The sequence below is a fragment of the Bacteroides mucinivorans genome, from assembly GCF_034654355.2.
GTDB lineage: Bacteria > Bacteroidota > Bacteroidia > Bacteroidales > Bacteroidaceae > Bacteroides > Bacteroides nordii.
This window is the reverse complement of the sequence record NZ_CP178179.1, coordinates 545,899-571,662: the sequence shown is the minus strand read 5'-3', so window position 1 is coordinate 571,662 and position 25,764 is coordinate 545,899. Positions and strand designations below refer to the sequence as shown.

Annotated in this window: 19 protein-coding genes; 10 read left to right on the top strand and 9 right to left on the bottom strand. The window is 40.0% G+C overall.

Annotated features, from left to right (window positions below; translation table 11 throughout):
- Positions 1-9: 9 nt before the first annotated feature.
- A complete protein-coding gene (locus tag VCM39_RS01880; RefSeq protein WP_221649180.1) occupies positions 10-1,461 on the bottom strand; it encodes a hypothetical protein in 1,452 nt (483 codons plus the stop codon).
- A gap of 405 nt (positions 1,462-1,866) precedes the next feature.
- Here VCM39_RS01880 and VCM39_RS01875 point away from each other — a divergent pair, with 405 nt between their 5' ends.
- From VCM39_RS01875 to VCM39_RS01840, 8 genes are all read left to right on the top strand, one after another.
- Positions 1,867-2,301 carry a DUF6932 family protein gene (locus tag VCM39_RS01875; RefSeq protein ID WP_122201767.1) on the top strand — a complete coding sequence of 145 codons (435 nt, stop codon included), beginning with the start codon at positions 1,867-1,869 and terminating at the stop codon, positions 2,299-2,301.
- A 5-nt stretch (positions 2,302-2,306) separates the two neighbouring features.
- Complete coding sequence (locus VCM39_RS01870; protein WP_221649179.1) at positions 2,307-2,825, top strand: helix-turn-helix domain-containing protein; 519 nt, start codon at positions 2,307-2,309, stop codon at positions 2,823-2,825.
- 2 nt (positions 2,826-2,827) lie between these two features.
- The gene (locus VCM39_RS01865) at positions 2,828-4,468 is read left to right on the top strand and encodes a KGGVGR-motif variant AAA ATPase (protein WP_322934025.1); all 1,641 of its coding nucleotides are present in this window, start codon (positions 2,828-2,830) and stop codon (positions 4,466-4,468) included.
- A gap of 240 nt (positions 4,469-4,708) precedes the next feature.
- Positions 4,709-6,658, top strand: coding sequence for a sialate O-acetylesterase (locus VCM39_RS01860; protein ID WP_322934024.1), 1,950 nt, complete (start codon positions 4,709-4,711; stop codon positions 6,656-6,658).
- Positions 6,659-6,771: 113 nt separating this feature from the next.
- A complete protein-coding gene (locus VCM39_RS01855; protein WP_289290757.1) occupies positions 6,772-8,928 on the top strand; it encodes an alpha-galactosidase in 2,157 nt (718 codons plus the stop codon).
- A gap of 57 nt (positions 8,929-8,985) precedes the next feature.
- The gene (locus VCM39_RS01850; protein ID WP_322934023.1) at positions 8,986-11,190 is read left to right on the top strand and encodes a GH92 family glycosyl hydrolase; all 2,205 of its coding nucleotides are present in this window, start codon (positions 8,986-8,988) and stop codon (positions 11,188-11,190) included.
- Between the two features lie 11 nt (positions 11,191-11,201).
- Positions 11,202-12,968 (top strand): right-handed parallel beta-helix repeat-containing protein, encoded by a 1,767-nt coding sequence (locus tag VCM39_RS01845; protein ID WP_002558169.1) that lies wholly within the window; start codon positions 11,202-11,204, stop codon positions 12,966-12,968.
- A 28-nt stretch (positions 12,969-12,996) separates the two neighbouring features.
- Positions 12,997-15,399, top strand: a complete 2,403-nt coding sequence (locus VCM39_RS01840; protein WP_322934022.1) for a glycoside hydrolase family 95 protein — start codon at positions 12,997-12,999, stop codon at positions 15,397-15,399.
- A gap of 171 nt (positions 15,400-15,570) precedes the next feature.
- Here VCM39_RS01840 and VCM39_RS01835 read toward each other — a convergent pair whose 3' ends face one another.
- A complete protein-coding gene (locus VCM39_RS01835) occupies positions 15,571-16,431 on the bottom strand; it encodes an AraC family transcriptional regulator (RefSeq protein WP_322934021.1) in 861 nt (286 codons plus the stop codon).
- Positions 16,432-16,522: 91 nt separating this feature from the next.
- On the opposite strand from VCM39_RS01835, the gene VCM39_RS01830 reads away from it, so the two are divergent.
- The gene (locus VCM39_RS01830) at positions 16,523-17,836 is read left to right on the top strand and encodes a cytidylate kinase family protein (protein ID WP_322934020.1); all 1,314 of its coding nucleotides are present in this window, start codon (positions 16,523-16,525) and stop codon (positions 17,834-17,836) included.
- A 3-nt stretch (positions 17,837-17,839) separates the two neighbouring features.
- Here the strand turns inward: VCM39_RS01830 and VCM39_RS01825 are convergent, their stop codons facing one another.
- The 7 genes from VCM39_RS01825 to VCM39_RS01795 all read right to left on the bottom strand — a co-directional run bounded on the left by VCM39_RS01825 (position 17,840) and on the right by VCM39_RS01795 (position 21,711).
- On the bottom strand, positions 17,840-18,052 hold the full coding sequence (locus VCM39_RS01825) for a helix-turn-helix domain-containing protein (RefSeq protein WP_002558173.1): 213 nt from the start codon (positions 18,050-18,052) through the stop codon (positions 17,840-17,842).
- A gap of 23 nt (positions 18,053-18,075) precedes the next feature.
- A complete protein-coding gene (locus VCM39_RS01820) occupies positions 18,076-18,696 on the bottom strand; it encodes a DUF2975 domain-containing protein (protein ID WP_322934019.1) in 621 nt (206 codons plus the stop codon).
- A gap of 24 nt (positions 18,697-18,720) precedes the next feature.
- The gene (locus VCM39_RS01815) at positions 18,721-19,182 is read right to left on the bottom strand and encodes a DUF2975 domain-containing protein (protein WP_002558175.1); all 462 of its coding nucleotides are present in this window, start codon (positions 19,180-19,182) and stop codon (positions 18,721-18,723) included.
- A gap of 14 nt (positions 19,183-19,196) precedes the next feature.
- On the bottom strand, positions 19,197-19,847 hold the full coding sequence (locus VCM39_RS01810; RefSeq protein WP_322934018.1) for a DUF2975 domain-containing protein: 651 nt from the start codon (positions 19,845-19,847) through the stop codon (positions 19,197-19,199).
- A gap of 5 nt (positions 19,848-19,852) precedes the next feature.
- The gene (locus tag VCM39_RS01805) at positions 19,853-20,671 is read right to left on the bottom strand and encodes a CPBP family intramembrane glutamic endopeptidase (protein WP_322934017.1); all 819 of its coding nucleotides are present in this window, start codon (positions 20,669-20,671) and stop codon (positions 19,853-19,855) included.
- A gap of 37 nt (positions 20,672-20,708) precedes the next feature.
- The gene (locus VCM39_RS01800; protein ID WP_002558178.1) at positions 20,709-21,215 is read right to left on the bottom strand and encodes a DUF3836 domain-containing protein; all 507 of its coding nucleotides are present in this window, start codon (positions 21,213-21,215) and stop codon (positions 20,709-20,711) included.
- A 262-nt stretch (positions 21,216-21,477) separates the two neighbouring features.
- On the bottom strand, positions 21,478-21,711 hold the full coding sequence (locus VCM39_RS01795; protein WP_322934016.1) for a hypothetical protein: 234 nt from the start codon (positions 21,709-21,711) through the stop codon (positions 21,478-21,480).
- Between the two features lie 820 nt (positions 21,712-22,531).
- Between VCM39_RS01795 and VCM39_RS01790 the strand changes: the two genes are divergently transcribed.
- Positions 22,532-25,429, top strand: a complete 2,898-nt coding sequence (locus VCM39_RS01790) for a glycoside hydrolase family 38 C-terminal domain-containing protein (protein WP_322934015.1) — start codon at positions 22,532-22,534, stop codon at positions 25,427-25,429.
- The last annotated feature ends 335 nt before the right edge of the window (positions 25,430-25,764 follow it).

Genomic DNA, 25,764 nt, shown 5'->3' with positions numbered 1-25,764 from the left:
AAGATATTTCTATTTTTCACAGATAGCTACAACTTGTGTTTCCGGTTTTACCTCTAACGTAACGTATGAGTATACATTTCCTAATACATCTGTTTCCATAGTTGCCGGCCGCCTTTTTCCATTACAGGAAATGCTGGTATAAGATCCTGGGAAAACCGCCTTCCAAGTGACAGGTTGAGCAATATGGCTCTTAAATGTCGTTTTATTCGTATGATCATGCCGTACCGAGATGCTTCCTCCCAAAACAGGTAAATATTGCAGATGCATCCATTCTGTTTCAGTTGTCAACCGGGGCAATGTACGTATCTGCTGTTTACTTGCATCAGCCTGTATTCCTGCCATACCGGAAACGATACCCTCCATTACACCATAAGATACTTCCGGATAATCACTTCGTTCCATAGTCGGTAACGCAGTAATCTGGCTGTATGCTTCCTTGTTATAAGCATAAGAATAGAGTATTTTAGAAAAATAAGATAAATTCTCAACATTCCACTCTTTCGACAATAAATGTGTCAATGTAGCCCGAATACGTGCTGCATCTTTAGCAATATCAAACCATAAAATAAACGTCTCACCTTCACCTTTATGAAATTCTTTCAGCCCGGTAAAGAAGGTATTGTATAAATTGCAGGAATCGTCCCACCACTTATTTTCAAGCAATGTAACATAATCCTCAGCCATTATAGCATATCGTTTACTGGCTTTCACATCGCCTTTCAGTTTTAATAACTTCGAATACGAAACACATCCGCGATAAATTGCAGCCAGTAAATCAGCACTCACAGTCAACCCCTCAAAATTCTCCACATAAGATGCCAATCCTCTACATTTATGATAGTTATCTTCGGCATTAAACGGCACCGGAGAATTCATGAACCGGGGACGGTCCATAATTTTATCTGCCTGTAACTGCCATCTTTCCATGTAAGCAGTCATAGTTTTCTCATAAAATGTCAGGAATGCCTTATCATTAATATAGCGCGAATCACCCGTCCATAAATAGGTACGATAACAAGCGTCCAGTACATCAAAATTAGCATTCAGGTTATACCAGAATTCTTCATCATTACGATAATCTATCGGGGCCGGTTTGTCATAACGATTAATTTCCCAATAGGTACACCAATCTTTTGATTCTGATATGTTTTGCGCAAATTTGGCCAGCATATTGAAGTTTTCTTTGGTTAATCCTAACACCTCAGCTCCACCACACTGATGTGATACATCACGCATACAAAATGCCTCACGCTGAGGTAATGATGCTTCATACCAGGGGCCCACAGGGTCGGTCGACGCTCCCACATAACCAAGAGCCATCTTTTTTGCCCAGTCAAATGTCTGTTGTAAACGGGAGTCAGAAGTCATAAAAGAGAGTTCTTGTTTCTGAGGCTGCCGGAAAGCACTAGCCGACAGAAGGATTATCGCCAGCATACCATACTTTGTCATTAATCGAATCATAATAAAAACATTTTAAGTTATCAAAGTTTCCGGCAAATATAGCATACCTCTAAGAAAAGACCAGTCGTAAATAAACCATTTACTAGTTCTAATGTCCATAGTTCCTAAAAAGTAGATAATATAACGCTTACACTCTTTTAATAAATCAGTTTTAAAAAGAATCTTTTATTCGGATTCATATAATCTCTGCCCATTTGAAATGAAAATCAGATCAAAAATAATTCAACAATTAAAGTAGTTATACATTACCTCATTCCAAAGCGACTCCCTACCACGCCTATTTTCTGAGTAATTTTATTGAGAGTCATGGTTTTATTAACAGGTATAGTTTATGAAAAATAAATATTCAAATGCATGATACCAAACAAATTTGTTGTATATTTGCAGTAACTCAACTGAAAAAGAATGATTCCAGAGTTTAATGAAGACGGTTATTTGCCACCAGGTATATATGAGGCCTCTTTTGAGGAGGTAAAGAACAGGTTTGGATTTAGTAGGAAGCGACAGAAATTGTTGCAGGGAATGTCTTTCTTACTGGAGCAATGTAGAATACTACATTGTGATATTCTGTATTTAGATGGAAGTTTTGTTACTAAAAAGTTAAATCCAAGCGATTACGATGCCTGCTGGGATACAACAGCAGAGAACCGGGAACAGGTTCTGAACAATGTCTTGGAGTCTTTGTTAGAAAGTAATTCGGAGGTACAGAAAGAGTATTTCGGCGGAGAAATATATTCAGCTTTCTCAAAAGCTATTTTATTGCCCGAATTAACTATTCTAGAATACTTCCAGAAAACAAAGCAATATGAAGATAAGGGTATTGTAATGATTAAATTGTAAGCATTATGATTAAAAACAAGAAGCAATACACAATGATGAAGAAGCAACTGGAAGAGTTGCTCACAAACATATGGGACATAAAAGAGATATTGCAAAAAGAGAATAACATACCACTTCGTCTGCAATTAGGCACTTTTGAAAGAGGATTAGTTAAATTACAAAAAGAACTGGAGGAGTATGAAAAGCTAACTTCTAAATCTTTGTCATGGCTGGAATTTGACTCTTTTAAGGATGACATGAACAAAGCTATCATAAGTTTTCGTATCGCCTCAGATATCAGTCAGAAAAAGTTAGCGTCAGAAATGTTTATCCAGGAGCAGCAAATACAGCGTTATGAACAATCAGACTACTTAAGCGCCAGTTTTGAGCGTATTCTACAGCTGCTGGAAGCACTGGAGATACGTATGATACTGCGAAAAGATTTTAAAAAGGACGCTTTTAAGACAACTCCTGCGAATGTGTGGGAACTAAGTGATGAGATACGGAAAAGAGGAAGTATATTGCAAATAGCAGGAGAAGAATAATTATGAAAACAATCGCGTTTTACTCGTATAAAGGAGGGGTTGGCAGAACATTAGCTCTTTCGAATATAGCAAGGAGGCTCGCCGATTTTGGAAAAAAAGTGATCATGCTTGACCTCGATCTTGAAGCTCCGGGGCTACATACCAAGTTCTCTAATTTTCAATGGGACAGAAAGGTTGAGAGTGGCATTGTAGATTATATCTACGAATATGCAGTTAATCACAAAATTCCGGCAAAAATAACACCGTATGCATATCACTTGGAAGATTTGTCTTCCTCGTTAGATTTAATTCCGGCTGGCAATCCCAAATCTTCGGAGTACTGGCGAAAACTATCTGCCATTAACTGGTATGAATTGCTTTATGGCGAGCATGCAACAGGTATCGCTTTCTTCCTGGATCTAAAGGTAAAAATAGAGAAAAAATATAGGCCAGACTACTTTTTGATTGATACACGTACAGGAATAACTGATATATCCAGCCTCACGATCTCTTTACTTGCTGACCGGTTAGTTATTCTATCTGCCAATAATCAAGAAAATCTCGAAGGTTGCCAACGAATTGTACGCAGCGTATTGAATCAAAAAAATAATATGTTGAAAAAGGAAAAAGAGATTATTTTGACTCTTACGAGAATACCTTATCCTTCTACTCCTACAGAATGCCTGCGGGAAGAGAGTTTAATCGCCAACTTTAAAAAACACTTTGAGGGATTGACTTACGCTTCCGGCAAGGAACTGAACAGTACTCCGGTAGTGATTCATTCAGACAGAGATCTGGAGTGTAGCGAAACTTTTAAAATTGGTTTTGAAAAAGAAACAAAAGGCCCATCAGAAATCATTGCAAACGAATATCTGGATTTATTTGCCCGAATTACAGCAGGTGATTTAACAAAAGAGGAAATAGAGAAGTTTGATAATGAGAAAGAAATAGCCCGACTTTATAATAAAATAAGTCAGACAGAAAATGCCATAGAAGGCGTACAACTGGCAGAAGAAGCAATAAAAAAATATCCGAAAGCAGATCAGTTTTATTATTTACTTGCTCTTAAATGCTTGAAAGCCGAGATGGAAGAGAAAGGGATTAGAGCTATAAATCAAGCTATCAAACTACTTCCTTTACCCTATTATCTGATACTAAAAGCAGGGTTACTCTACAATAAAGGAGAGCAAGAAGAGGCTTATAAAGTAATATTGCCAATAAGACATATTTCACCTCAAGCTTTTTATCAATATTGTTTAGCGAAAGTTACTATAGGCGGTTTTTCAGAAAATGAAGTTTTACAGGATTTGAATGAATTGAAAGAGATGAACTATTTATCTCCGGAAGTGGATAACCTGATTGCTTGTTATCAAAACGAAATTGGAAATTATAAAGAAGCTGAAAAAGCAATATACAGTGCCATCGAACAAGACAAAAACAGGCCTGTGTTTTATACTACTTTAGCTGAAATAAAAGCAAATCAGAACGATATTCCTCTATTTTATATGAATATAGATATGGCATTAAGTAAAGGGGCTGATATAAAGAATGCAATATCGACTGTACCTCGTGTTTATTCAAAATTCAAGAATGACGAGAAGTTTATCTCTCTTTTGAAACGCTATGGAAAAGAGGAAGAAATTGAATTATTGAAAACATTGTAGAAACAGGAACATCTGTTTTTTCCCTTAAATATTTCGGTAAAAAGAGATAGAACAAACATCCGGATAATCCCCAAAGGCCTCTAAAACTATCACAAATGAAGCCAAAAACAGTAGAAATGTATACGAAACCACTCAAAAAGTACTCTATGCCGTAAATGTTTCATTTTTTGGTTTGTTTGTCTACTATTAATAGTCTGCCTTTGCCTACTTTTGAGCAAACGATTAAAACTCAAAGTAGAGATGAACAAATATAAACTGATTTTATTGGCCTTGAGCATGACTGGTTTTGCACAAGCAAAAGTTACATTACCAGCATTCTTCACCGACAATATGGTGGTACAGCAAAACAGCACATTAACGCTTCCAGGTAAAGCCAAAGCGGGCAAGAATGTTACAGTAAAAGCCAGCTGGAATGACAATAAGTTCACGACAAAAGCAACTACTGACGGTTCTTTCAGAATAGAAATACCCACTCCTGCTGCAGGAGGACCTTATACCATAACAATCTCTGACGGAGAAACCCTGACATTAAAAAATGTACTGGCGGGAGAAGTGTGGTTCTGTTCAGGACAATCTAACATGGAAATGCCTGTAGCCGGATGGGGAAAGGTGATGAACTATGAACAGGAAGTAGCAGAAGCAAAATACCCTTCTATCCGTTTACTGCAAGTTAAAAAAACAACTTCAGTGACTCCTGCAGAAAATGTAGAGATGAACATGGGAGGTTGGCAGGAATGCAATTCTTCTACCATTCCGGAATTCTCGGCCATAGCATATTTCTATGCACGCGAACTATGGAAAGAACTGAATGTACCCATTGGTGTGATTGATTGTACCTGGGGGGGAACTCCCGCCGAAGCATGGACAAGTATCGGTTCCCTAAAACAAGTGCCAGGTTTCGAGATACAAGCAAGTAAAATAGAAAACTCAGAGGCCATCGCAGCTTATCAGCAAGAGATAAAAGAGTGGCAGAAGCTATTAGTAACCAAGGATGCCGGCCTCAATAAAGGAATTCCAATGTGGATCTCCTCTCTTCAGACCGATCCGGCATGGAAGACTATGGAACTTCCGGGATATTGGGAACAGAAAGGACTAGACGGAGTAGACGGCATAGTATGGTTCCAACGGGAAATAGAGATTCCTTCAAGCTGGGAAGGCAAGGAAATAACATTAAATCTCGGCATGATAGACGACGAAGACGTCACTTATTATAATGGAAAAGAAATAGCCAAAGGATATGGATACTCAACTCCTCGCCACTATACCGTCCCGGCAGAACTGGTTAAAGCAGGAAAAGGAGTCATCACTATACGAGTGTCCGACTCTGGCGGAGAAGGCGGTATACACGGAGAAGGAAAAGATATGTTTGCAGAAGCCAACGGGCAGAAAATCAAGCTGGAAGGAATATGGAATTACCGGATAGGTATAGCTCTGGGAGATCTCCCTCCGGCACCGATGTCATTAGAAAGTTCAAGTTATCCTTCTGTCTTGTACAATGCTATGGTACACCCGTTTACTATATTCCCAATCAAAGGAGTTATCTGGTATCAGGGAGAAGCTAATGTAGGAAGAGATAAACAATATACTCCCCTATTCCAGTCACTGATTGCCGATTGGAGAAAACAATGGAATACGGACTTTCCATTCTATTTTGTTCAACTGGCAAACTTTCTGAAACCACAAGAAGTTCAGCCAGACTCTCAATGGGCCGCTCTCCGGGAAGCACAGGCAGAAGCCCTGCATGTAGATAATACGGGAATGGTAGTAGCCATAGATCTGGGAGTATCCTACGACATTCACCCTAAAAACAAACAAGAAGTGGCTAAACGCTTTGCTACTTTAGCACTGGCAAATACTTACCATCAGGGAGAATACAAAATGCCAGCCTGCCAGTCTTATAACATCTCCGGAAAGAAATTAACACTAACATTCAACACAGAAATACAAGCACAAGAAAAAATAATAAAAGGATTTATCCTGGCCGGACCGGATGGAGTGTTCCATCCGGCAACGGCAACCTTAACAGGAAAAACAAACATCGTACTTGAATCTCCGGATGTGGCAATCCCTATAGCTGCCCGCTATAACTGGGCCGATTGTCCGGATGGTAATCTTTACAGTGCCAACTCCAACCTCCCGGTTCCACCCTTCCGAACGGACAAAGGAACATGCGAAAAGGCACAAAAGTAAGATTATCCATATTCTAAGTAATTTTATCTATTCCTTAACAGGATAAATCCGGGTTACTTTGCAGACGAGACTAATTCGTAATTCATTCATAAATTTAAAGACTACTTAGTACCATGAATTTAAAAACGACCCTATTGGCAGGTTTATTATGTCTTGCAGGCATAGCCCACGCCATCGAAAAACCGGTAATAAAAATTGAGACCGGAAACACCAGCCTCATCTACCGTGTAGGTGACAATGGACGTCTTTACCAGTCATATTTGGGTAAACGGCTCAACCATGAAGCAGACATTAACCATCTGCCGCAAGGAACCGAAGCCTATCTCACCCACGGTATGGAAGACTACTTTGAACCAGCACTACACATTGTACACAATGACGGCAATCCTTCTACCTTATTAAAATATGTATCACACGACAGTCGGAACCTCTCAGATGGTGTAAACGAAACTGTCATTACATTAGCTGACGACCAATATCCGGTAACTGTGAAGTTACACTACGTGGCTTATGCTAATGAAGACATTATCAAAACATTTACCGAAATCAGTCACCGTGAAAAGAAGCCGGTAATGCTTCATAAGTATGCTTCTTCACTGTTGCACCTCAATCATGACAAATACTTCCTCACAGAGTTTGCCGGAGATTGGTCACACGAAGCTAACGTCATGGAACGAGAACTGGCTTTCGGAAAAAAAGTCATTGATACCAAATTGGGAGCACGTGCCAATATGTTTGTTTCTCCTTTCTTCCAGTTGGCCATAGACCAACCCTCCGAAGAGAATGCAGGCGAAGTATTAGTAGGTACATTGGGATGGACAGGCAATTTCAACTTCACCTTTGAAGTAGACAACAAGAACCAGTTGCGCATCATCAGCGGTATCAATCCTTACGCATCAGAGTATAGCCTTCCTTCCGGCGAGATATTCCGTACACCGGATTTCTACTTCACATATAGTATGAACGGAAAAGGACAAGCCAGCCGCAATTTCCATGATTGGGCACGTCGCTATCAGGTAAAAGACGGTGACCAAACCCGCATGACCCTACTAAACAACTGGGAAGCTACTTATTTTGATTTCGACGAAGAGAAACTGATCGGTTTGATGGATGAAGCCAAGAAATTAGGTGTGGACATGTTCCTGCTGGACGACGGCTGGTTTGCTAACAAGTACCCCCGCAGCAGTGACCATCAAGGACTGGGTGACTGGATAGAAACAGCTGATAAATTGCCTAATGGCATAGGACGTCTGACAGCAGAAGCAAAAAAACACGGTATTAAGTTTGGTATCTGGATCGAACCTGAAATGGTAAATCCCAAAAGTGAACTTTACGAGAAACACAAAGATTGGGTAATTCATCTGCCTAACCGTGAAGAATATTATTTCCGTAACCAAATGGTATTAGATCTTAGTAATCCGGCCGTACAGGATCATGTATTCGGTGTTGTGGATCAGTTAATGACTAAATACCCGGATCTTGCTTTCTTCAAATGGGATTGTAACAGCCCTATCACTAATATCTATTCGCCATACTTGAAAGGAAAACAAACACATCTATATATTGACTACGTAAAAGGCTTATACAAAGTGCTCGACCGCATAAAAGCCAAATACCCGAATCTGCCTATGATGTTATGCGCCGGTGGCAGCGGACGCTCTGATTATGAAGCATTGAAATACTTCACTGAATTCTGGCCCAGCGATAACACAGATCCTATCGAACGTCTGTTTATCCAATGGGGATTCTCACAAGTATTCCCCAGTAAGACTTTGTGTGCCCACGTTACTACCTGGAACAAAGATGCCAGCATCAAGTTCCGTACGGATGTAGCAATGATGTGCAAACTGGGATTTGATATCAAGATGAGTGATCTTACCCCAAACGAACAAGTGTATTGTCGTCAGGCTGTAACAGAATACAACCGCTTGAAACCGGTTATACTGGAAGGTGATCTCTATCGTCTTGTTTCGCCTTACGGAAGTAACCATACTTCAAGTATGTATGTGAACAAGGATAAGAATCAAGCCATCGTATTCGCATTTGATGTTTACCCACGCTACGGCGAACATATCCTGCCTGTACGTTTACAAGGATTGGAAGCCAACAAAATGTATCAGGTGAAAGAAATTAATCTGATGCCAGGTGCTTCTTCTTCAGTAAACGGAAACGGACAGACTTTCTCGGGTGAATATCTGATGAATGTAGGCCTTGACCTCTTCACTGGTTATAAATTAAACAGCCGCATTATTGAAATCATAGCACAGTAAGAACAGAATCACGAGGAGATGGAAAGAGATTCCATCTCCTCTTTATACCATAACACAATGAATCGAATACTATTAAGCAGCATCTTTACATTTATGCTGATTACCGGTACTATAAAAGCCGGTGAACACACACAATACGTAAACCCTTTTATCGGAACAGGAGCCGTGCACGGCAGCTTGTCCGGTAACAACTACCCGGGTGCCACCGTTCCTTTCGGAATGATACAGTTAAGCCCCGATACCCGCGAAGCTCCCGACTGGGCACAAGCATCGGGATATGATTACAATGACCAGACCATCTATGGATTCAGTCACACCCGCCTCAGCGGAACAGGAGCGTCAGACTTGATAGACCTCTTACTTTTACCGACAAGCGAGGGGCGTACTTCTTCGAATTTCTCCCACACAGCAGAAAAGGCTCAGCCCGGATACTACCAGGTGATGTTGGCAGACGAAGGAATCAATGCTGAATTGACGGCAACCACACGAACAGGAATCCACCGGTATAGCTACCCTAACGGAAAAGAAGCACAACTCATCATTGACTTAGATCATTCAGCCAATAAAGGAAGCTGGAACCGCCGTATTATAAATTCTCAGATCCGTATCGTTAATGATCATGCTATCGAAGGATACCGCATCATTACAGGTTGGGCCAAACTACGAAAAGTATATTTCTACATAGAGTTTTCCAACCCTATTCTCTCCTCGTCGTTGAGAGACGGTGACCGCCGATATGAAAACACACCCGTCATCAATGGCAGTAATCTGCATGCCATGTTGCGTTTTGGAAAACTTAATGAAAAACCGTTGATTTGCAAAGTAGCTTTATCTCCGGTATCTACGGATAATGCCCGGTTAAATCTAAAGCAGGAAGCCTCACACTGGGACTTTAACCAGTACACCACTGATGCCGACCGATTATGGGAGAAAGAACTGGAAAAAATCAATATCCAAGGTACCGATTTGCAAAAAACAATATTCTATACGGCCTTATACCACACCCTGATACAACCCAATACAATAAGTGATGTAAACGGAGAATATATGGCAGCCGATTACACCACCCGGCAGCTGTCTGCAAACGAAACACACTACACTACGTTCTCTCTTTGGGATACATTCAGAGGTGCTCATCCGCTTTATACATTACTCAACGCGGATCGTGTCACAGATTTCGTAAAAAGCATGATACGGCAATATGAGTATTATGGCTATCTGCCTGTCTGGCAATTATGGGGACAAGACAATTACTGTATGATAGGTAACCACTCTATTCCCGTCATTGTAGATGCTATCCTGAAAGGAATACCCGGAATCGATATAGAAAAAGCTTATGAAGCCGTATACAACAGTTCGGTAATTTCTCATCCCAACTCACCTTTTGAGGTATGGGAAAAATATGGATATATGCCCGAAAATATACAGACTCAATCAGTTTCCATTACTCTGGAGCAAGCTTTTGATGACTGGTGTGTAGCACAGTTAGCAAAAAAATTAGGAAAGAACGATGACTACGAACGTTTTATGAAACGCTCGGCTTTCTATCGTAATTTATTCAATCCGGAGACCGGATTCTTTCAATCGAAAAATGATAAGGGCGAATGGATAGAACCATTTGATCCTTATAAATACGGAGCCAATGGTGGTTATCCTTTCACAGAAGGAAATGCCTGGCAATACTTTTGGTATGTACCGCAAAACATACCCGACCTCATTACATTGACAGGAGGAAATAAAGCTTTCACAGCAAAACTGGATACTTTCTTCACCGTCAATCATCAAAGCGGTGAACTAAACGATAATGCCTCCGGCTTTGTTGGCCAATATGCCCATGGAAATGAACCCAGCCATCACGTAGCTTACCTGTATACCTGTGCAGGAGAACCCTGGAAAACACAGAAGTATGTAGCGCACATCATGAATAACCTGTACAATGATACTTCTTCGGGATATGCCGGAAACGATGATTGTGGTGAGATGTCTGCCTGGTACATTTTCGGAGCACTTGGTTTCTACCCGGTCAACCCGGCGAGTGGTGAATATATAATCGGTACTCCGATGCTGGAAGAAGCTACTATACATCTGCCCGACGGAAAGACTTTTGCAATAAAAGCTCCCCGCAAAAAAGGAAATGAGATTTATATCCGCTCCATAAAGCTAAATAGTAAGAAGCATACAAAAAATTATATCACACATCAGGATATATTAAATGGTGGTACCCTGGAATTTGTGATGAGTACTACACCACAAAAGAAATAATCCGGATGTTCATGAAAAGACTGTTATTCATATTTCTGCTATTTCTGAGTCCAAATGTTATAAACACTTTGGCTCAGAAAGCAGTAACAATTGATAAGACCGGTAAATCCGGGCATAAACAGGGAAAGGTTATTCTTGTAACCCCACCGGACAAAGGATATTGTAATGCTGTTATTCTCAAGGCATTTGAAGAGGCAGCCAAAGCGAAAGGACACCCTACTACGATTCAACTACAATTGGGGCGCTATGTTTTCGGACGTGACGAATCCATTCACCAAAGATACTTAATCTCCAATACCGCTTCTGAAAACGAAGATCCGGATCAGGTAAAACATATCGCCTTGCAACTGAAAGGCTTGAAAAATATTACCATAGATGGTGATGGATCAACTCTACTGATGGATGGAGAAATGACCTCTTTCATTATAGACTCCTGTCGTAATATTACGTTAAAAAATTTCCATCTCGATTTTGTAGCTCCTACCCAGACTGAAATTGAAATAATAGAACAAGGGAAGAATCATCTTCTGGCAAAAGTACATCCGACCTCTCATTACAAAATAGAAAATGAAAAGCTGATATGGCAAGGTAATGGATGGTCCTTTTCTGAGGGAATAGCACAGACTTATGACCGTAAAGAGGATGTCACCTGGAGAAGCTGGTGTCCACTGGACGGATTAAAGAGTACTGTAGAGTTACAACCCGGTTTGCTTTGGATGAATTATCAGGAAAAGCCGGATACACCTCCGGGAATGGTATTTCAAATGAGGGATGCCATCCGTGATGAGGTATGCGGACTAATACAATATAGCCGCGATATTCGTTTGGAGAATATTCGTATTTATTATGCCGGTAACTTTGGTATTGTAAGCCAGTATAGTGAAAACCTGGCATTTGAACAATTGTATTTTGAACCCGAACCGGGTAGCGGTAGAACCAATACCGGCTTTGCCGATTTTCTACAAGTTTCGGGATGTAAAGGAAAAGTACAGATTCAGAATTGCCGTTTTACCGGTGCACATGATGATCCGATCAACGTGCACGGTACTCACCTGCAAGTCATAGAGTATCTTTCTGACAGAAAAGTCAAACTGGGCTTTATGCATCCTCAGACTTTCGGTTTCCACGCTTTCTTTCCCGGTGATGAAGTAGCTTTTATTAATTCAAATACACTTTTACCGGTTGTTGAAGCAAAAGTAAAAAAGGTGACACGCGTAGATGACCGCCATGTTATTATAGAAATTGACCGTCAACTCCCTGAAACAGTCAGAAGTACAGAACTGGTAGCAGTAGAAAATTTAACCTGGACCCCTGAAGTCGTTATTCGTAATAATTATTTCTCCAGAATACCAACACGAGGAATATTAGTCACTACGCGAAAAAAGGTCGTCATCGAAGACAATACCTTCTACCGTATGCAAATGAGTGCAATACTGATAGCTGATGATGCCCGCAGCTGGTTCGAATCCGGTCCGGTGACTGATGTAACTATCCGTAGAAACAAATTTATAGAATGCGGAGAACCCGTAATCAATGTAGCACCCGAGAACAATGTATATGCAGGTGCAGTACATCACAATATATCTGTTACCGAGAATCATTTCCAATTAAAAGGAGAAACAGCCGTCAAAGCACGTTGTACTGATGGGGTAACAATTGCCGGCAACCTGATTGGACTGCCGGACGAAAACAAGAAGAAATCTGTTGTTATCATTGAGCAATGCGAAAAGGTAAACGTTCGGGATAATCAATTTTACCAACGTTCCTCAGGATTTTAATTAAGTAGTACTATTAATCATGAAAAATATGACACATTTAAAAACTTATTTAGCAGTAGTAACCTTGGCGCTTACAGGATGTCAAAGTGCAAATAATGCTGGTGAAACCGCAGAGTTGTGGTATGCCCAACCAGCAAAAGAATGGATGGAATCCCTACCTATCGGTAATGGGCGGTTGGGTGCCATGACTTATGGTGGAATCGAAGAAGAAACACTGGCCTTGAATGAATCTTCCATGTGGTCGGGGCAGTTCAATGAGAATCAGAATAAGCCTTTTGGTCGTGCTAAGCTCGATAATTTAAGAAAGTTATTTTTCGAAGGAAAATTGTGGGAAGGAAATCATATAGCCGGTGATAACCTGAATGGTGTGCAAACGTCTTTTGGCACCCATCTTCCTATAGGCGATCTGAAAATGAAGTTTACTTATCCCGAAGGAGATATTACAAATTATCGCCGTTCACTAAGTTTAAACGAAGCGATCAGCAGTGTTTCTTTTAGTGCAGGTGGGGTAAATTATAAACGTGAATATTTTGCTACGAATCCCGATAATGTACTTGTCCTTCGCTTATCAGCAGATAAGCCAAAGTCTGTTACCATGGATATGGCTCTGGATCTAATGCGTCAGTCAGAATTTACCGTCGAAGATAATCAGTTGATCTTTACTGGTAAAGTAGACTTTCCGTTACACGGTCCGGGTGGTGTGAATTTTGAAGGAAGAATAGCCGTATTGGCCGATAATGGCGAAGTAAAAATGGATAAAGCGGGTATCAGTGTAAGCAATGCTGATGCGGTGACAATGATCGTAGACGTACGTACCGATTATAAAAATCCGGATTATAAAGCTTTGTGCGCAACAACAGTTGAGGAGGCCGGTATGAAACCCTACGAAGCACTGAAACTGACGCATATAAAAGATTATTCAGATTTATTCAACCGGGTAGAACTGAGCTTAGGTAAAGATTCCAACGACACCATACCTACAGATATCCGCTGGAAACAAATACGATCAGGAAAAACAGATACAAGTTTCGATGCTTTGTACTTTCAGTACGGACGCTACCTGACAATTGCCAGCTCACGTGAGAATTCCCCGTTGCCAATTGCTTTACAAGGTTTCTTTAATGATAATCAGGCTTGTAACATGGGATGGACAAACGACTATCATCTTGATATAAACACGCAACAAAACTACTGGGTATCCAATGTCGGAAATTTGGCAGAGTGTAATACTCCGCTCTTCAATTACATCAAAGATTTATCCGTACATGGAGCCAAAACTGCTGAAGTTGTATATGGCTGCAAAGGTTGGACAGCCAATACAACTGCCAATATCTGGGGGTATACCCCGGCATCCGGAAGTGTCATCTGGGGACTATTTCCCCTTGCCGGTTCATGGATAGCTACGCATTTATGGACGCAGTATGAATATACACAGGATAAAAAGTATCTGGCAGAAGTAGCTTATCCTTTGCTGAAAGGTAATGCCGAATTCATACTTGACTACATGGCAGAAAATCCTGCTAATGGTTATTTGATGACAGGTCCAAGTATCTCACCGGAAAACTGGTTCAAAACAGCAGACGGACAGGAAATGGTAGCTTCTATGATGCCTACCTGCGACCGTGAACTGGTTTGCGAGATCTTTACTTCTTGTATCCAGGCTGCTGATATTTTAGGCATTGACAAAGCATTCAGTGATAATCTGCAAACGGCTTTAAGCAAACTTCCTCCTATACAACTGCGTGTGAACGGAGCCATCCGCGAGTGGTTTGAAGATTATGAAGAAGCACACCCGAACCATCGTCATACCTCGCACTTATTGGCTTTATATCCTTTCTCACAAATCACTTTAGAGAAAACACCCGAACTCGCAGCAGCAGCCCGTAAAACGATAGAAGCACGTCTTGCTGCAGAAAACTGGGAAGATACCGAATGGAGTCGTGCCAACATGATCTGCTTTTATGCCCGCCTGAAGGATGCGGAAGAAGCTTATAAAAGCGTAAAGACCCTCCAGGGAATGTTATCACGCGAAAACCTGTTAACCGTTTCACCAGGCGGCATAGCCGGAGCCCCGAATGACATTTATTCATTCGACGGAAATCCCGCAGGAGCTGCCGGAATGGCGGAGATGTTAATACAAAACCACGAAGGGTATGTTGAATTCTTGCCTTGCTTACCAGCAGCATGGAAGGATGGTCAATTCAAAGGTTTATGTATTCGTGGAGGAGCTGAGGTTTCGGCACAATGGGAAAATGCTGTGATCCAACATGCATCGCTAAAAGCTACGGCCGACAACACATTTACTGTAAAACTTCCTACCGAAAAGAAGTATACGGTAACCTTGAACGGAAAAGAAGTCTCGGCCAAAACCGATAGCAAGGGATTAATCACTGTTGAAATGAAAGCTCAGGATTTGCTGGAAATCAAATAAGATTCATACCATATGAAAAGAGAGGGTGTGTCAAAAGCAGATAAAGCTATCAATATGTAACTTTAGAAACGCAGATTAACGCAAATTAGCGCAAATACAATTTAATATTTGCGCTAATTTGCGTTAATCTGCGTTTTAATAATGGCTGATTTTACTTTTACCCCCCTTTTTTTATAAAGCCGGGACATCTGCATCTAAGTCATCCCCCTTTAACTGTGACGGTGCCATATGATACTTCTCCTTAAACTTCCGGGAGAAGTGTGCCAGAGTTTCAAACCCCAACTCCCAGTAAATATCCGAAGGCCTCTGACGCTCTTCTGCTATCTTATGATAAGCAACCTCCAGACGTTTGTCAATCAACCACTTATTAGGCGTCGTGCCAAATAGTCGGATAAACTCCCGGCGAAACGTAGAAAGGCTCCTGCCCGAAAACTCTGCAAAATGCTCCAAAGGGGCATTAAACATATAGTTGGCATTCATAAACTCAACCAGATCCTTCTGAACCAATGGGTTACTAAACAAAGAAGCAACAATTTCCTTATCTGTTAAAGTCAGCAAATGAAGGCATTCTTCCAATTTAAGTTCAATCAATCTTCTATCCGGATAAGCTCCCTCATCCGAATAAACAGCAAGCGAAGCAAACAAAGCTTTCAAAAATGTATTCTCGTTTATCTTCTTAAAATAGAATGAAGTATAGCTCGTACACACCGGTACCAGATTATTCTGTGCATAAGACTTTAAAAACTTCTCCGTAAGGTTCAGACAAAGTAAACGGCAATATCCATTCTTACCAGGTGTTATCTTTATCTTCGAGAACCCACCACGGTTGACAAAGAAGTAATCACCTGATCTCGCTGTAATATGTTCTCCGGAACTAGACAACGCAATCATTCCCTCCGCCACTTTTATCAGTTTATAATTACGCTCATACAATTCCTTCTGTGCCGGTTTATCATAGCACACAAAATAAAAAGGCTCTTCGGATTTCCGAAACTCACGTTGATGATTCATAGCGGCAAAGATAATCAACATGACTCTTACAGACAACTAATTTTGCAACTTAGCGACAAGTCCGATAAGATTAAACCGCTTAATTTTGCAACCTGAAATAAAACAAAGAAGTATGTCAAAAAAAGAAACGACAAGAAGATACATTTTATTTATCACCGGTTTATTTATCAACGCAATAGGAATCAGTCTGATTATCAAGGCAGGACTTGGTTCATCCCCTATATCCAGCCTTCCTTACACTATCAGTCTCGGATTTCCTGTCACTTTGGGGACACTGACTTTTATTTTGAACCTTCTTCTCATAGCAGGACAGATTGTGTTACTAAAAAAGGATTTTAAGAAGATCCAATGGTTACAACTCCCCGTCTCCATCCTTTTCGGTTTTTTCATAGACCTCTCCATGTTGATGCTGGCTTGGGTAATGCCGGAATTCTACCCCTGGAAAATTGTTACTTTACTCCTGGGTTGCATGATTCTCGGGCTGGGAGTCAGCCTGGAAGTAATAGCCAATGTAGTTATGCTATCGGGAGAAGCATTCGTACATGCCATCTCACAAAAGAAGAAAAAAGAGTTTGGCTGGGTGAAAATAGGCTTTGATTGTACATTGATGATTTTGGCCTGTACCTTATCTCTGATACTATTCGGAGAGATTGCAGGCGTACGCGAAGGAACTATTATTGCGGCATTACTTGTCGGGGTATTCGCACGCTTTTTCAATCATCGGTTGATTTTCCTGAATACAATGCTCAGTGACCGGACAGTTCCTGTCACTGTCGAAGTTCCTCGTAGAACACAATTCGTCATCACCATAGCACGTGAGTTTGGTAGTGGTGGACGAGAAATAGGACGAAAAATAGCCAGTGACTTAGGTATTGCATTTTATGATGAGGAACTGATTAATATGGTAGCAACCGAAAATAATCTCGCACCAGGATATGTAGAACAACATGAGCAGAATATTTCAAGCCAACTACTCTACGAATTCATCATGCAGGATTTCACTGTACCCATTGAGAAAAGTCTCTCTTCTGACGATGCTCTGTTTGTTGCCCAAAGCAAAGTAATCCGCAAGGTAGCAAGCCAGCATTCTTGTGTAATAGTAGGCCGATGCGCTAATTACGTCTTACAGGATTATGAACGATGCTTTAATATATTTCTACATGCAGATTGGGACAGCAAACTCAAAAGAATTATTAATGAATACGGAGAGCCTGCAGACAAGGCAGAAAGTAAACTGAGACGCATAAACAAAGCAAGAGCCAACCACTACAAAGCCTACACCGGCCGTACGTGGAATGACTCTAAAAATTACGATTTGTGTCTCAACACCAGCATTTTGGGTATAGACGAGGCATGCAAAATCATTGAGAAGACTGCAAAAATATACCTAAAAAGAAAGGATAAAGCTCCCATAACAATCTCATAGCAACTACTCCTCTCCTTCTCTATATTCCAGAATATCTCCCGGCTGACAATCCAGCTCTTTACAAATCGCTTCAAGTGTTGAGAACCGGATTGCTTTTGCCTTTCCGGTTTTCAATATAGACAGATTGGCCGGCGTAATATCTATTTTTTCTGCCAATTCTCCCAAAGATATTTTCCTCCGGGCCATCATTATATCAAGGTTTACTATTATAGCCATAATTTCTCTTTTTTCAGTTTAGGTCAAATGGTAAGTTCCTGTTCTTCTTTTAATTTCACTCCTACTGCAAAAATCTCAATAAACAAAGCAAGAATAGAGAACATCATCCATGGATATTTTATAGAGTAACTTTCCACTTCATACCCTTCCAGAAGTATTTGCGAAGTCCAGTCACTATACAAGAAGTAATTTCCGCCCTCCATACAAACTCCCAACAGAATGACAGAGTAAATAAAGTAACGCATACGCTTCACATTTTTCCGTGTAAATACATCACCACGAATAGCAGAAAAGACAACCCGGACCAGACAATAAATACCGTATATACATAAAATAATAAATGGTACAGTACAACACTGATACATCGTATACCAGGAAGGAGTTTTCACAACGGTGCGTATACGAGCAACGGAGTAAGGCACCTTTTTATCAAAAGTTTTGTTCAACAACGAGTCTTCAGCAACCGGCTTTGCCTTCACAGAGAAATCGGTAATATATGTACCTTTCTCACCAATATACTCTCTCGAATCACCTGCTTCATTCCAGCCATCTATAAAACCTGGCACAGCATCTTTCAATGCAGTTACCATAAACATAACAAAAACCAATATCCCCAATATTTTTACAGCTTTCATCTTTCCCATAAATATCCTTTCAGACACAAATTATTAAATAGTGAGTTCCTGCTCCTCTTTCATACGGACACCAATCTTGAATACACATCCGATAAATAAAATAAATACTCCAAGCAAAATATAAATCAGATAAGTCTGCCGGAGATTGCTCACAGAGACAAAAGTTCCGAAAAAGCCTTGCAGTAACCCATTCAGTTCGACAATTCCTCCAATAGCCACAATCAGAGTAGAGTTCTCCTTCGTAAATACCTCTTTACGTTTCACATTACGAAGCAGGCAGAAGATAAGAATACTACATACAGCCATTGCCAATAGAGTAACACTTTGAGGAAGCATAATCCACAAGAAATCGTCGGTGTCATCTTTCCCTAAATCAAAACACAACATCGCATTTTGAATAAAGCTAATCAGCAAGCAGCAGAAACAGATAAACATCAAGCATGTCATCACCACTTCCAACTCTTGTTTCGGATCTTTGCTAAACAAACTTTTCATACTTGTTTCCTTTCTTAAATAGTTAAATCCTGCTCTTCTTTCATTCTTAATCCGATGGCAAAAATCTCACCTACAATCAAGGCTACCAACCCTAAGGTTAAAGTCAACTTGGATACAAGACCAGATAAATTCAAAGAATATCCCGGTATTGAGAATGCATCCGATAGTTCATAAGCCGAAATATAAGCAGGAAGAGCATCGCAAATAAAATTAAGAATGAGAATAGCTCCCAACCAGCGAAGGCGGCGGACATTCTTCCAACTGAAAATATTCGATTTATTAATAGCTACTATCAATTTAAAGAAGAAGACCACAGAGAAGATCATGGTGAAAATGCCAATAAAATTGCACAACATTGAGGTAAACTTAAACCACAGATTAATCGGTGTATTCACACTCACTATCAATTTGCCATAAATAGCCGGAACAAATTTTCCCGATTTCTCATTATACACTGAATCTTTCAGATCAACAAAATCATCCGGAAACAAAGAGATGGATTTCATATCGTGTGTTCGCTTCAATTGTTCTTTATCATGCTCTGCATTCATTCCCACCCGGAAACCGGCCATAAATGCATTACTAAAATAGTAAGCAGACTCAAACACCGAGTAACAAAATACCAGCATTACCAATAAACAAAGTATATTCAATCTCCTTTTCATGACAATCAATTGTTTTCAGTCAATATTTCTATGTTATTATCTTTTTTCCAGGGATAAGCTACTGTCGTTCGTTTCATCAACCAATAACACCCTACCAGCAATACAGCTGCCACACAAGTGATTATCAGATTGGCCGTACCACCAACAAGAGCATCCATATCCTCCACACCAGGATATTTTATATTAATATAAACCGATATGCTATTATTTAATATGTGCATCAGAATACAAGGTATCAGACTCGCTGTTTTGTAATAAACCCATGCTAAAAGAAGGCCGATAAGAAATGCGGGCACCACCTGCACCGGATTAATATGGAATATCCCAAATATCAAAGCCGAAATAAAAATAGCTTTTGCAGGATTATATTGTTTCAACAAAGCCTTGGTGATAGCGCCACGGAATAACAACTCTTCAAGGATAGGCCCCACAACAGCTATGGCAACAATTCCTCCCCAACCGGATTGCAAAATATCGAAAGCCTGTTCCATTATATTGGGTAACCACTTCATGTGAGATATCAATGTAGAAGCCAGCCACGAACAAGAGAGAAGACTAACCACACTCAGCACCAGATAAGAAGGGGATAGTGTAGACCAGGTTACTTTTTCATTACTGATATAACCTGCTTTCCAAAGGTAGAAAAGCATTAACAGGATACCGGTCATCTGTGCCGGAATCATTATCATCTGCATCAGCGCCTCTTTGTCTATCCCACCGGTAGTGGCAAACAAATAAATAGCACAGGGAACTGTTATCAGAATAGGTGACAGAATCTGTAAAATTGCAAAGTAAATAAGAACCAGTTTTATCGCAGTTTTCATTTCATTTTTATATTAAAGGGATGCAAAGATAATTGTTTTAATTCAGACTATCGGCCTCCATTGCGAGATAATCCCCGCACAGTAAATACTGGTTTGCTTCCCAACTTTCTTCGTTCTGATTCCATTTATAAAGCACGTATGACAGAATTTCATTTTCAAGTCCTTTGCTATAAACAGCCTTTTGCGGATTCAGTGAGAAGTCTTGCGTTTTGCTATCCCATGCAGCATACTCTACTATTGAATTATTTCCGGATTCGGACATGCTGATCAAATAATAAGGTACCCATTTCTGTTCTCCCTCGCTCCAACGATAGGCTTTCTTTACTCCGCCCTTCCCCTGAGCGTCTTTGCTATATTCATATTTCAGTTTCGGAGTAAGATACTTTCCGCTTTTATCAAGAGAGTATACCGTTTCAGCATTCTCGCTCTTATTATAAACGAATTTAGAAGAAGTCTGTGCACTAACTGCAGAACTACACAAAAATAAGGCTAACATTGAGATAGATACAACCAGCATCGAGATACTCATAAATGACTTTTTCATAAGACTATGTATTTTTAATTGTTATTCAATGATTATTTATCGTTTTTCGATATGCAAAGGAAAACATTATTTTTCATCCACCAAAGAAAAACGATAAAAATTTATCGATAAACAATAAAAAAGTTTTTTTACGGCTTATTTGCTCAATTACTGAGCATGATCTATTTCTTCTTTTCTACCTCTATATAATTCCAATCAACATTTAATGCTCCCAATAGTATCAACACAAAAAACTACACACTATCATTTTTAGAAACACGAACTAAAGCTCATAGATAAACAGAATAGGATTATTTTCATCATCCATGGCATTCAATTTATTTATAAATTCCATTTTGAGCTTATTTTGGGAGGAATGCTCTAAAGATACATCTATCATATTTTTTAAACGAGCAACCGGCCAGGCAACAACTATCTTATTCGTATTCCCAATTACCTGTACATTGCTACTTCCCACATCCACTGTTGAGTCTAAAAGAAAAAGATGCCGTGTCATCTCCCCACTTTGTTTATCGCATACTTATGACAGGGATTATATACAAAAAGACCCGATACGTGTTGTGATTTCAGATACATACAAATGCTAAATAAACAGATAAAGAGATCATTTGGCTATTAAAAATACACAACATTTCAAGAATTTACAATTCACTGTAAATCAAGATATTATATAAGCTATTTTTTCCTCTACGAGAATCGCCTTATTTCTCTACGAGGATCGGGTCGAAACTCTACGAGAAACGGGTCGTTTCTCACCGAGGAACAAACTGAATATTCATAAGATACAACAACTTGCATAAACATGAAAACGAAAATAATTATCAATTGTCATGAAAACAGAAAATAGAGTAAAGAGATGGAATTTTTATTGATTAACTTTTATTAAAGATGTATTCTTTATAAATAGTTGGTTTTAATAAAGTATACGAAGAACGCTTCGATTCTCTATGACCAACAAGCAGAAAATTTATAAGACATTACAAAAAATAAAAGAAGAAGAAATAATCAGTTTCCATATTGTAATAAAATAATCATCATCAATCATATGATCATTTAATTGATAACCGTACCGGAAAATATTAATTTTACTGGCAGAAATACAATATACATACCGTAAATAAATATTTCCATTTACAACCTTTGCTATCCGGAATATTTTCTATAAATTGCGACCGTTTACCAGTCAAACTGATAAGACAGACAAAATGATCTATTCTCCCGCTATAATCCCGATGAATAATAAAATAGTTGTTTACCTATGATTTGTATCCGGCAGTTCTTTATTTGTTAGTGGAATAAGCTTAATCTATTACATTATGTGGAAAAAAGTAGTTTTATATTCTTGTTTTTTGGTGTTTTCATCCTATGCCCAGGCAGATGGCCTGATCACTGTTGATTATAACATCCAGCCTGTTTACGGATACAGGGCAGATGGAACGCCCGGACGTATTGTAGAAATCAAATTGAAAGGCGAGAAGTTGCAAGGTGACTGCCTGATTGACGTAGTAGCAAAAGGCTGCAAAGAAAAAAACAGTTTTGCACTGAACGCGAAAGACTCCACGCATATAGAACTTCTGTTACCTTCAACACTTCCTGTCGGGAAAAAATCAGAAGTAACTGTAACTCTTACTTATGCAGGAGAAAAGTATAAGAAAAAGCTAAGTATAAGCCCCATGCGACACTGGAATGTTTATTTATACAACCACTCCCATGTAGATGTAGGTTATACGAATACCCATAAAAACGTAGAGCAGCTTCATAAGAACAACATAATAGAGGGTATCAAGTTGGCGGAAGAGACAAAAGATTTCCGGCAAGGAGCACAATATGTATGGAACCCGGAGGTTAGCTGGCCATTGGAACGCCTGTGGCAATCTAATCCGGAAAAAAGAGAAGACCTTATCAATGCCATAAAAAAAGGACAGCTAAGTGTAGACGCCAGTTACCTGAATCTGAATACAAGTATTTGTTCTGATGAAGAATTATTTCATGTGTTCAAATTCACACGAAACATACAAAAACTGAGCGGACAACCGTCTGATGTTTTTCAGCAATTCGATATACCGGGCATTTCCTGGGGGCTTATTCCAGTCATGGCACAAGAAGGCATTAAGTATGTAATGTCATGGCCCAATACAGACCGTGCCGGAAACGCACATACACATGGTATGGACGGTAAACCTTTCTGGTGGATTGGTCCGGATGGAAAGTCCAAAGTATTATTCCTGCAGCCAGGAAAATATGCCAATAGTGGGAGTATGCAGAAGGGAGCCACTACGGGACGTCCCTGGTTTGGACAACGTGATCCGAAAAAAGTTCCTTTGGAAATCAGAACCGGAAGTGCAAATGTAGATTTTACAAATAAACTGATTGAACTGGAAAACAATAATTATCCCTATGACTTTACCGTTCTTTCCTGGACTTTGTGGGATAATAGCCCGTTAGATGCCGACATACCCTTCGCTGTGAAAGCCTGGAATGAGAAGTATGCTTATCCTAAAATCATTATCAGCGGAGGACATGAGATCATGTCAATGATTGAAGAGAAATACGGTAAACAACTGCCTGTAGTAACCGGAGATTATACGGAATACTGGACAGATGGTATAGGAACAGCAGCAGGATTAACATCGAAAAACCGAAATGCCAAAGAGAGATTAGTGCAGGCGGAAACCATCTGGTCACTGTTAGGAGAAGGAAAGAAAGCTCCCCGGGCAGATTTCGACGAAGGATGGAGATATATTCTTTTAGGCTCGGAACACACCTGGTGCTTTGAGAATCCTACTGAGCCTTATTTTCAAGATGCCATATGGAAAGTCAAACAATCTTATTTTCATGAAGCCGAGAACCGGTCAATAGACATGTTGGCTGAGTCTCTGGCTCCGATTACAGATAAATCCAATGGAGCGTTAGGCCCCAAAGAAGGTCCCTCTAATGGTGGCATTGCTGTTATTAATACACACACATGGCCCCATACCGGCATCATCACTTTGTCAGAAGCAGAAAGCCTGAAAGGAAATAAAGTTATAGGTCCCGATGGAAAAGAGGTTCTTTCCCAACGGCTATCTACCGGTGAGTTATTATTTGTTGCGGCAGAGGTTCCGGCTCTAAGTTCCTGCCACTATCGGGTGGTTGAAGGTAATTGCACCTTGGACGGAGGATGCAAGACGGACGGAACAAACCTGGAGAATGACTTTTTAAAGCTTCGGATAGATTCTGCAACCGGTAATATAGTCCGTTTTATCAATAAGAAATCCGGCTATGATTATGTAAAAAATGAGGGAGCCAATACTTTCGCCTGGCTTCCTGCAAATGAAAATCGCCCTTTGGCAGATACGGTGACTTCTATTACTGTCACAGAAAAAGGACCATTGGCTGTCGAGATATGCATAACATCCCAAGCAAAAGGATGCCGCAGCATATCCCGCTCCATCCGTTTATTGGCCGACCAGCCCTGGGCAGAAATAACGAATGTGGTCGATAAATTACCATTAACGGAGAAAGACGGTATACATTTTGGTTTCGATTTCAATATCCCCGATTCTAAAACCCGTGTCGATATTCCTTGGGGGATTATGGAAGTAGAAAAAGACCAATGGCCACAGGGAAACCGGAATTGGCTTGCATTGCAAAGATGGCTGGATGTTTCCAACGAGACACATGGTATCACCTGGTGTTCTTTGGATGCTCCTCTGTTTGAATATGGTGACAGATATGCCAACATTTCAATGGGATGGGGAGGAAGAGGCAATTGGGTCGCTAAGCTGGAACCCAGTTCTACAATCTATTCGTGGGTGATGAATAATCATTGGCATACAAATTTCCCATTAACACAGGATGGATCTGTTACATTCCGGTACCGCATTCTGCCCCACGGCAAATATGATGTAGTCGAAGCAAACCGATTTGGATTGGAACAGTCTCAGCCATTGGTTTATGTAACGGCAGATAAAGATCCGGAAGTGAAACCACTGATTGCAATTGACAATCCAAAAATCTATCCGACAATCCTCAAGTCTTTGGATAAAGATCAGATGATGGTTGTCCGCCTTCGTTCTTTATCGGATAAAGAAGAGAGTGTGAAATTATCATTCCCTCAGAAAAGTCCTAAACGAGTTTCTCTTTGCGATCTGGAAGAGATAGCCAGTGAAGAGGTTAGCGGAGATCTGGTTATGAAACCTTATGGGCAGGTTACATTGAAATTAGAGTTATAAATGAACATCAATTGTTTTATACAATTACAGTAACAGATATGCTTAATATATCTGTTGCCGTAAAAGGTTTATTTATACGTAGTTACAGATAGGTCTCACAACAACACAGAGTTTATTGTCAAGAATAAAAAACGCAATACTCTGTGTTATGTTGCGATGAATTTTATTCTTTTCTGTTCAAGTGTAAATAAAAAATCAATAGCTGTTTTATCAGAAGGAAACTTCAAATAAAATCATGTCTATCATTACAATATGATCGAGAAAAAACAATCATTTTTATTAGAGGACCAAAAAATTCATTGATATTTTCATAGATATCTCAAACATTTAAAGCT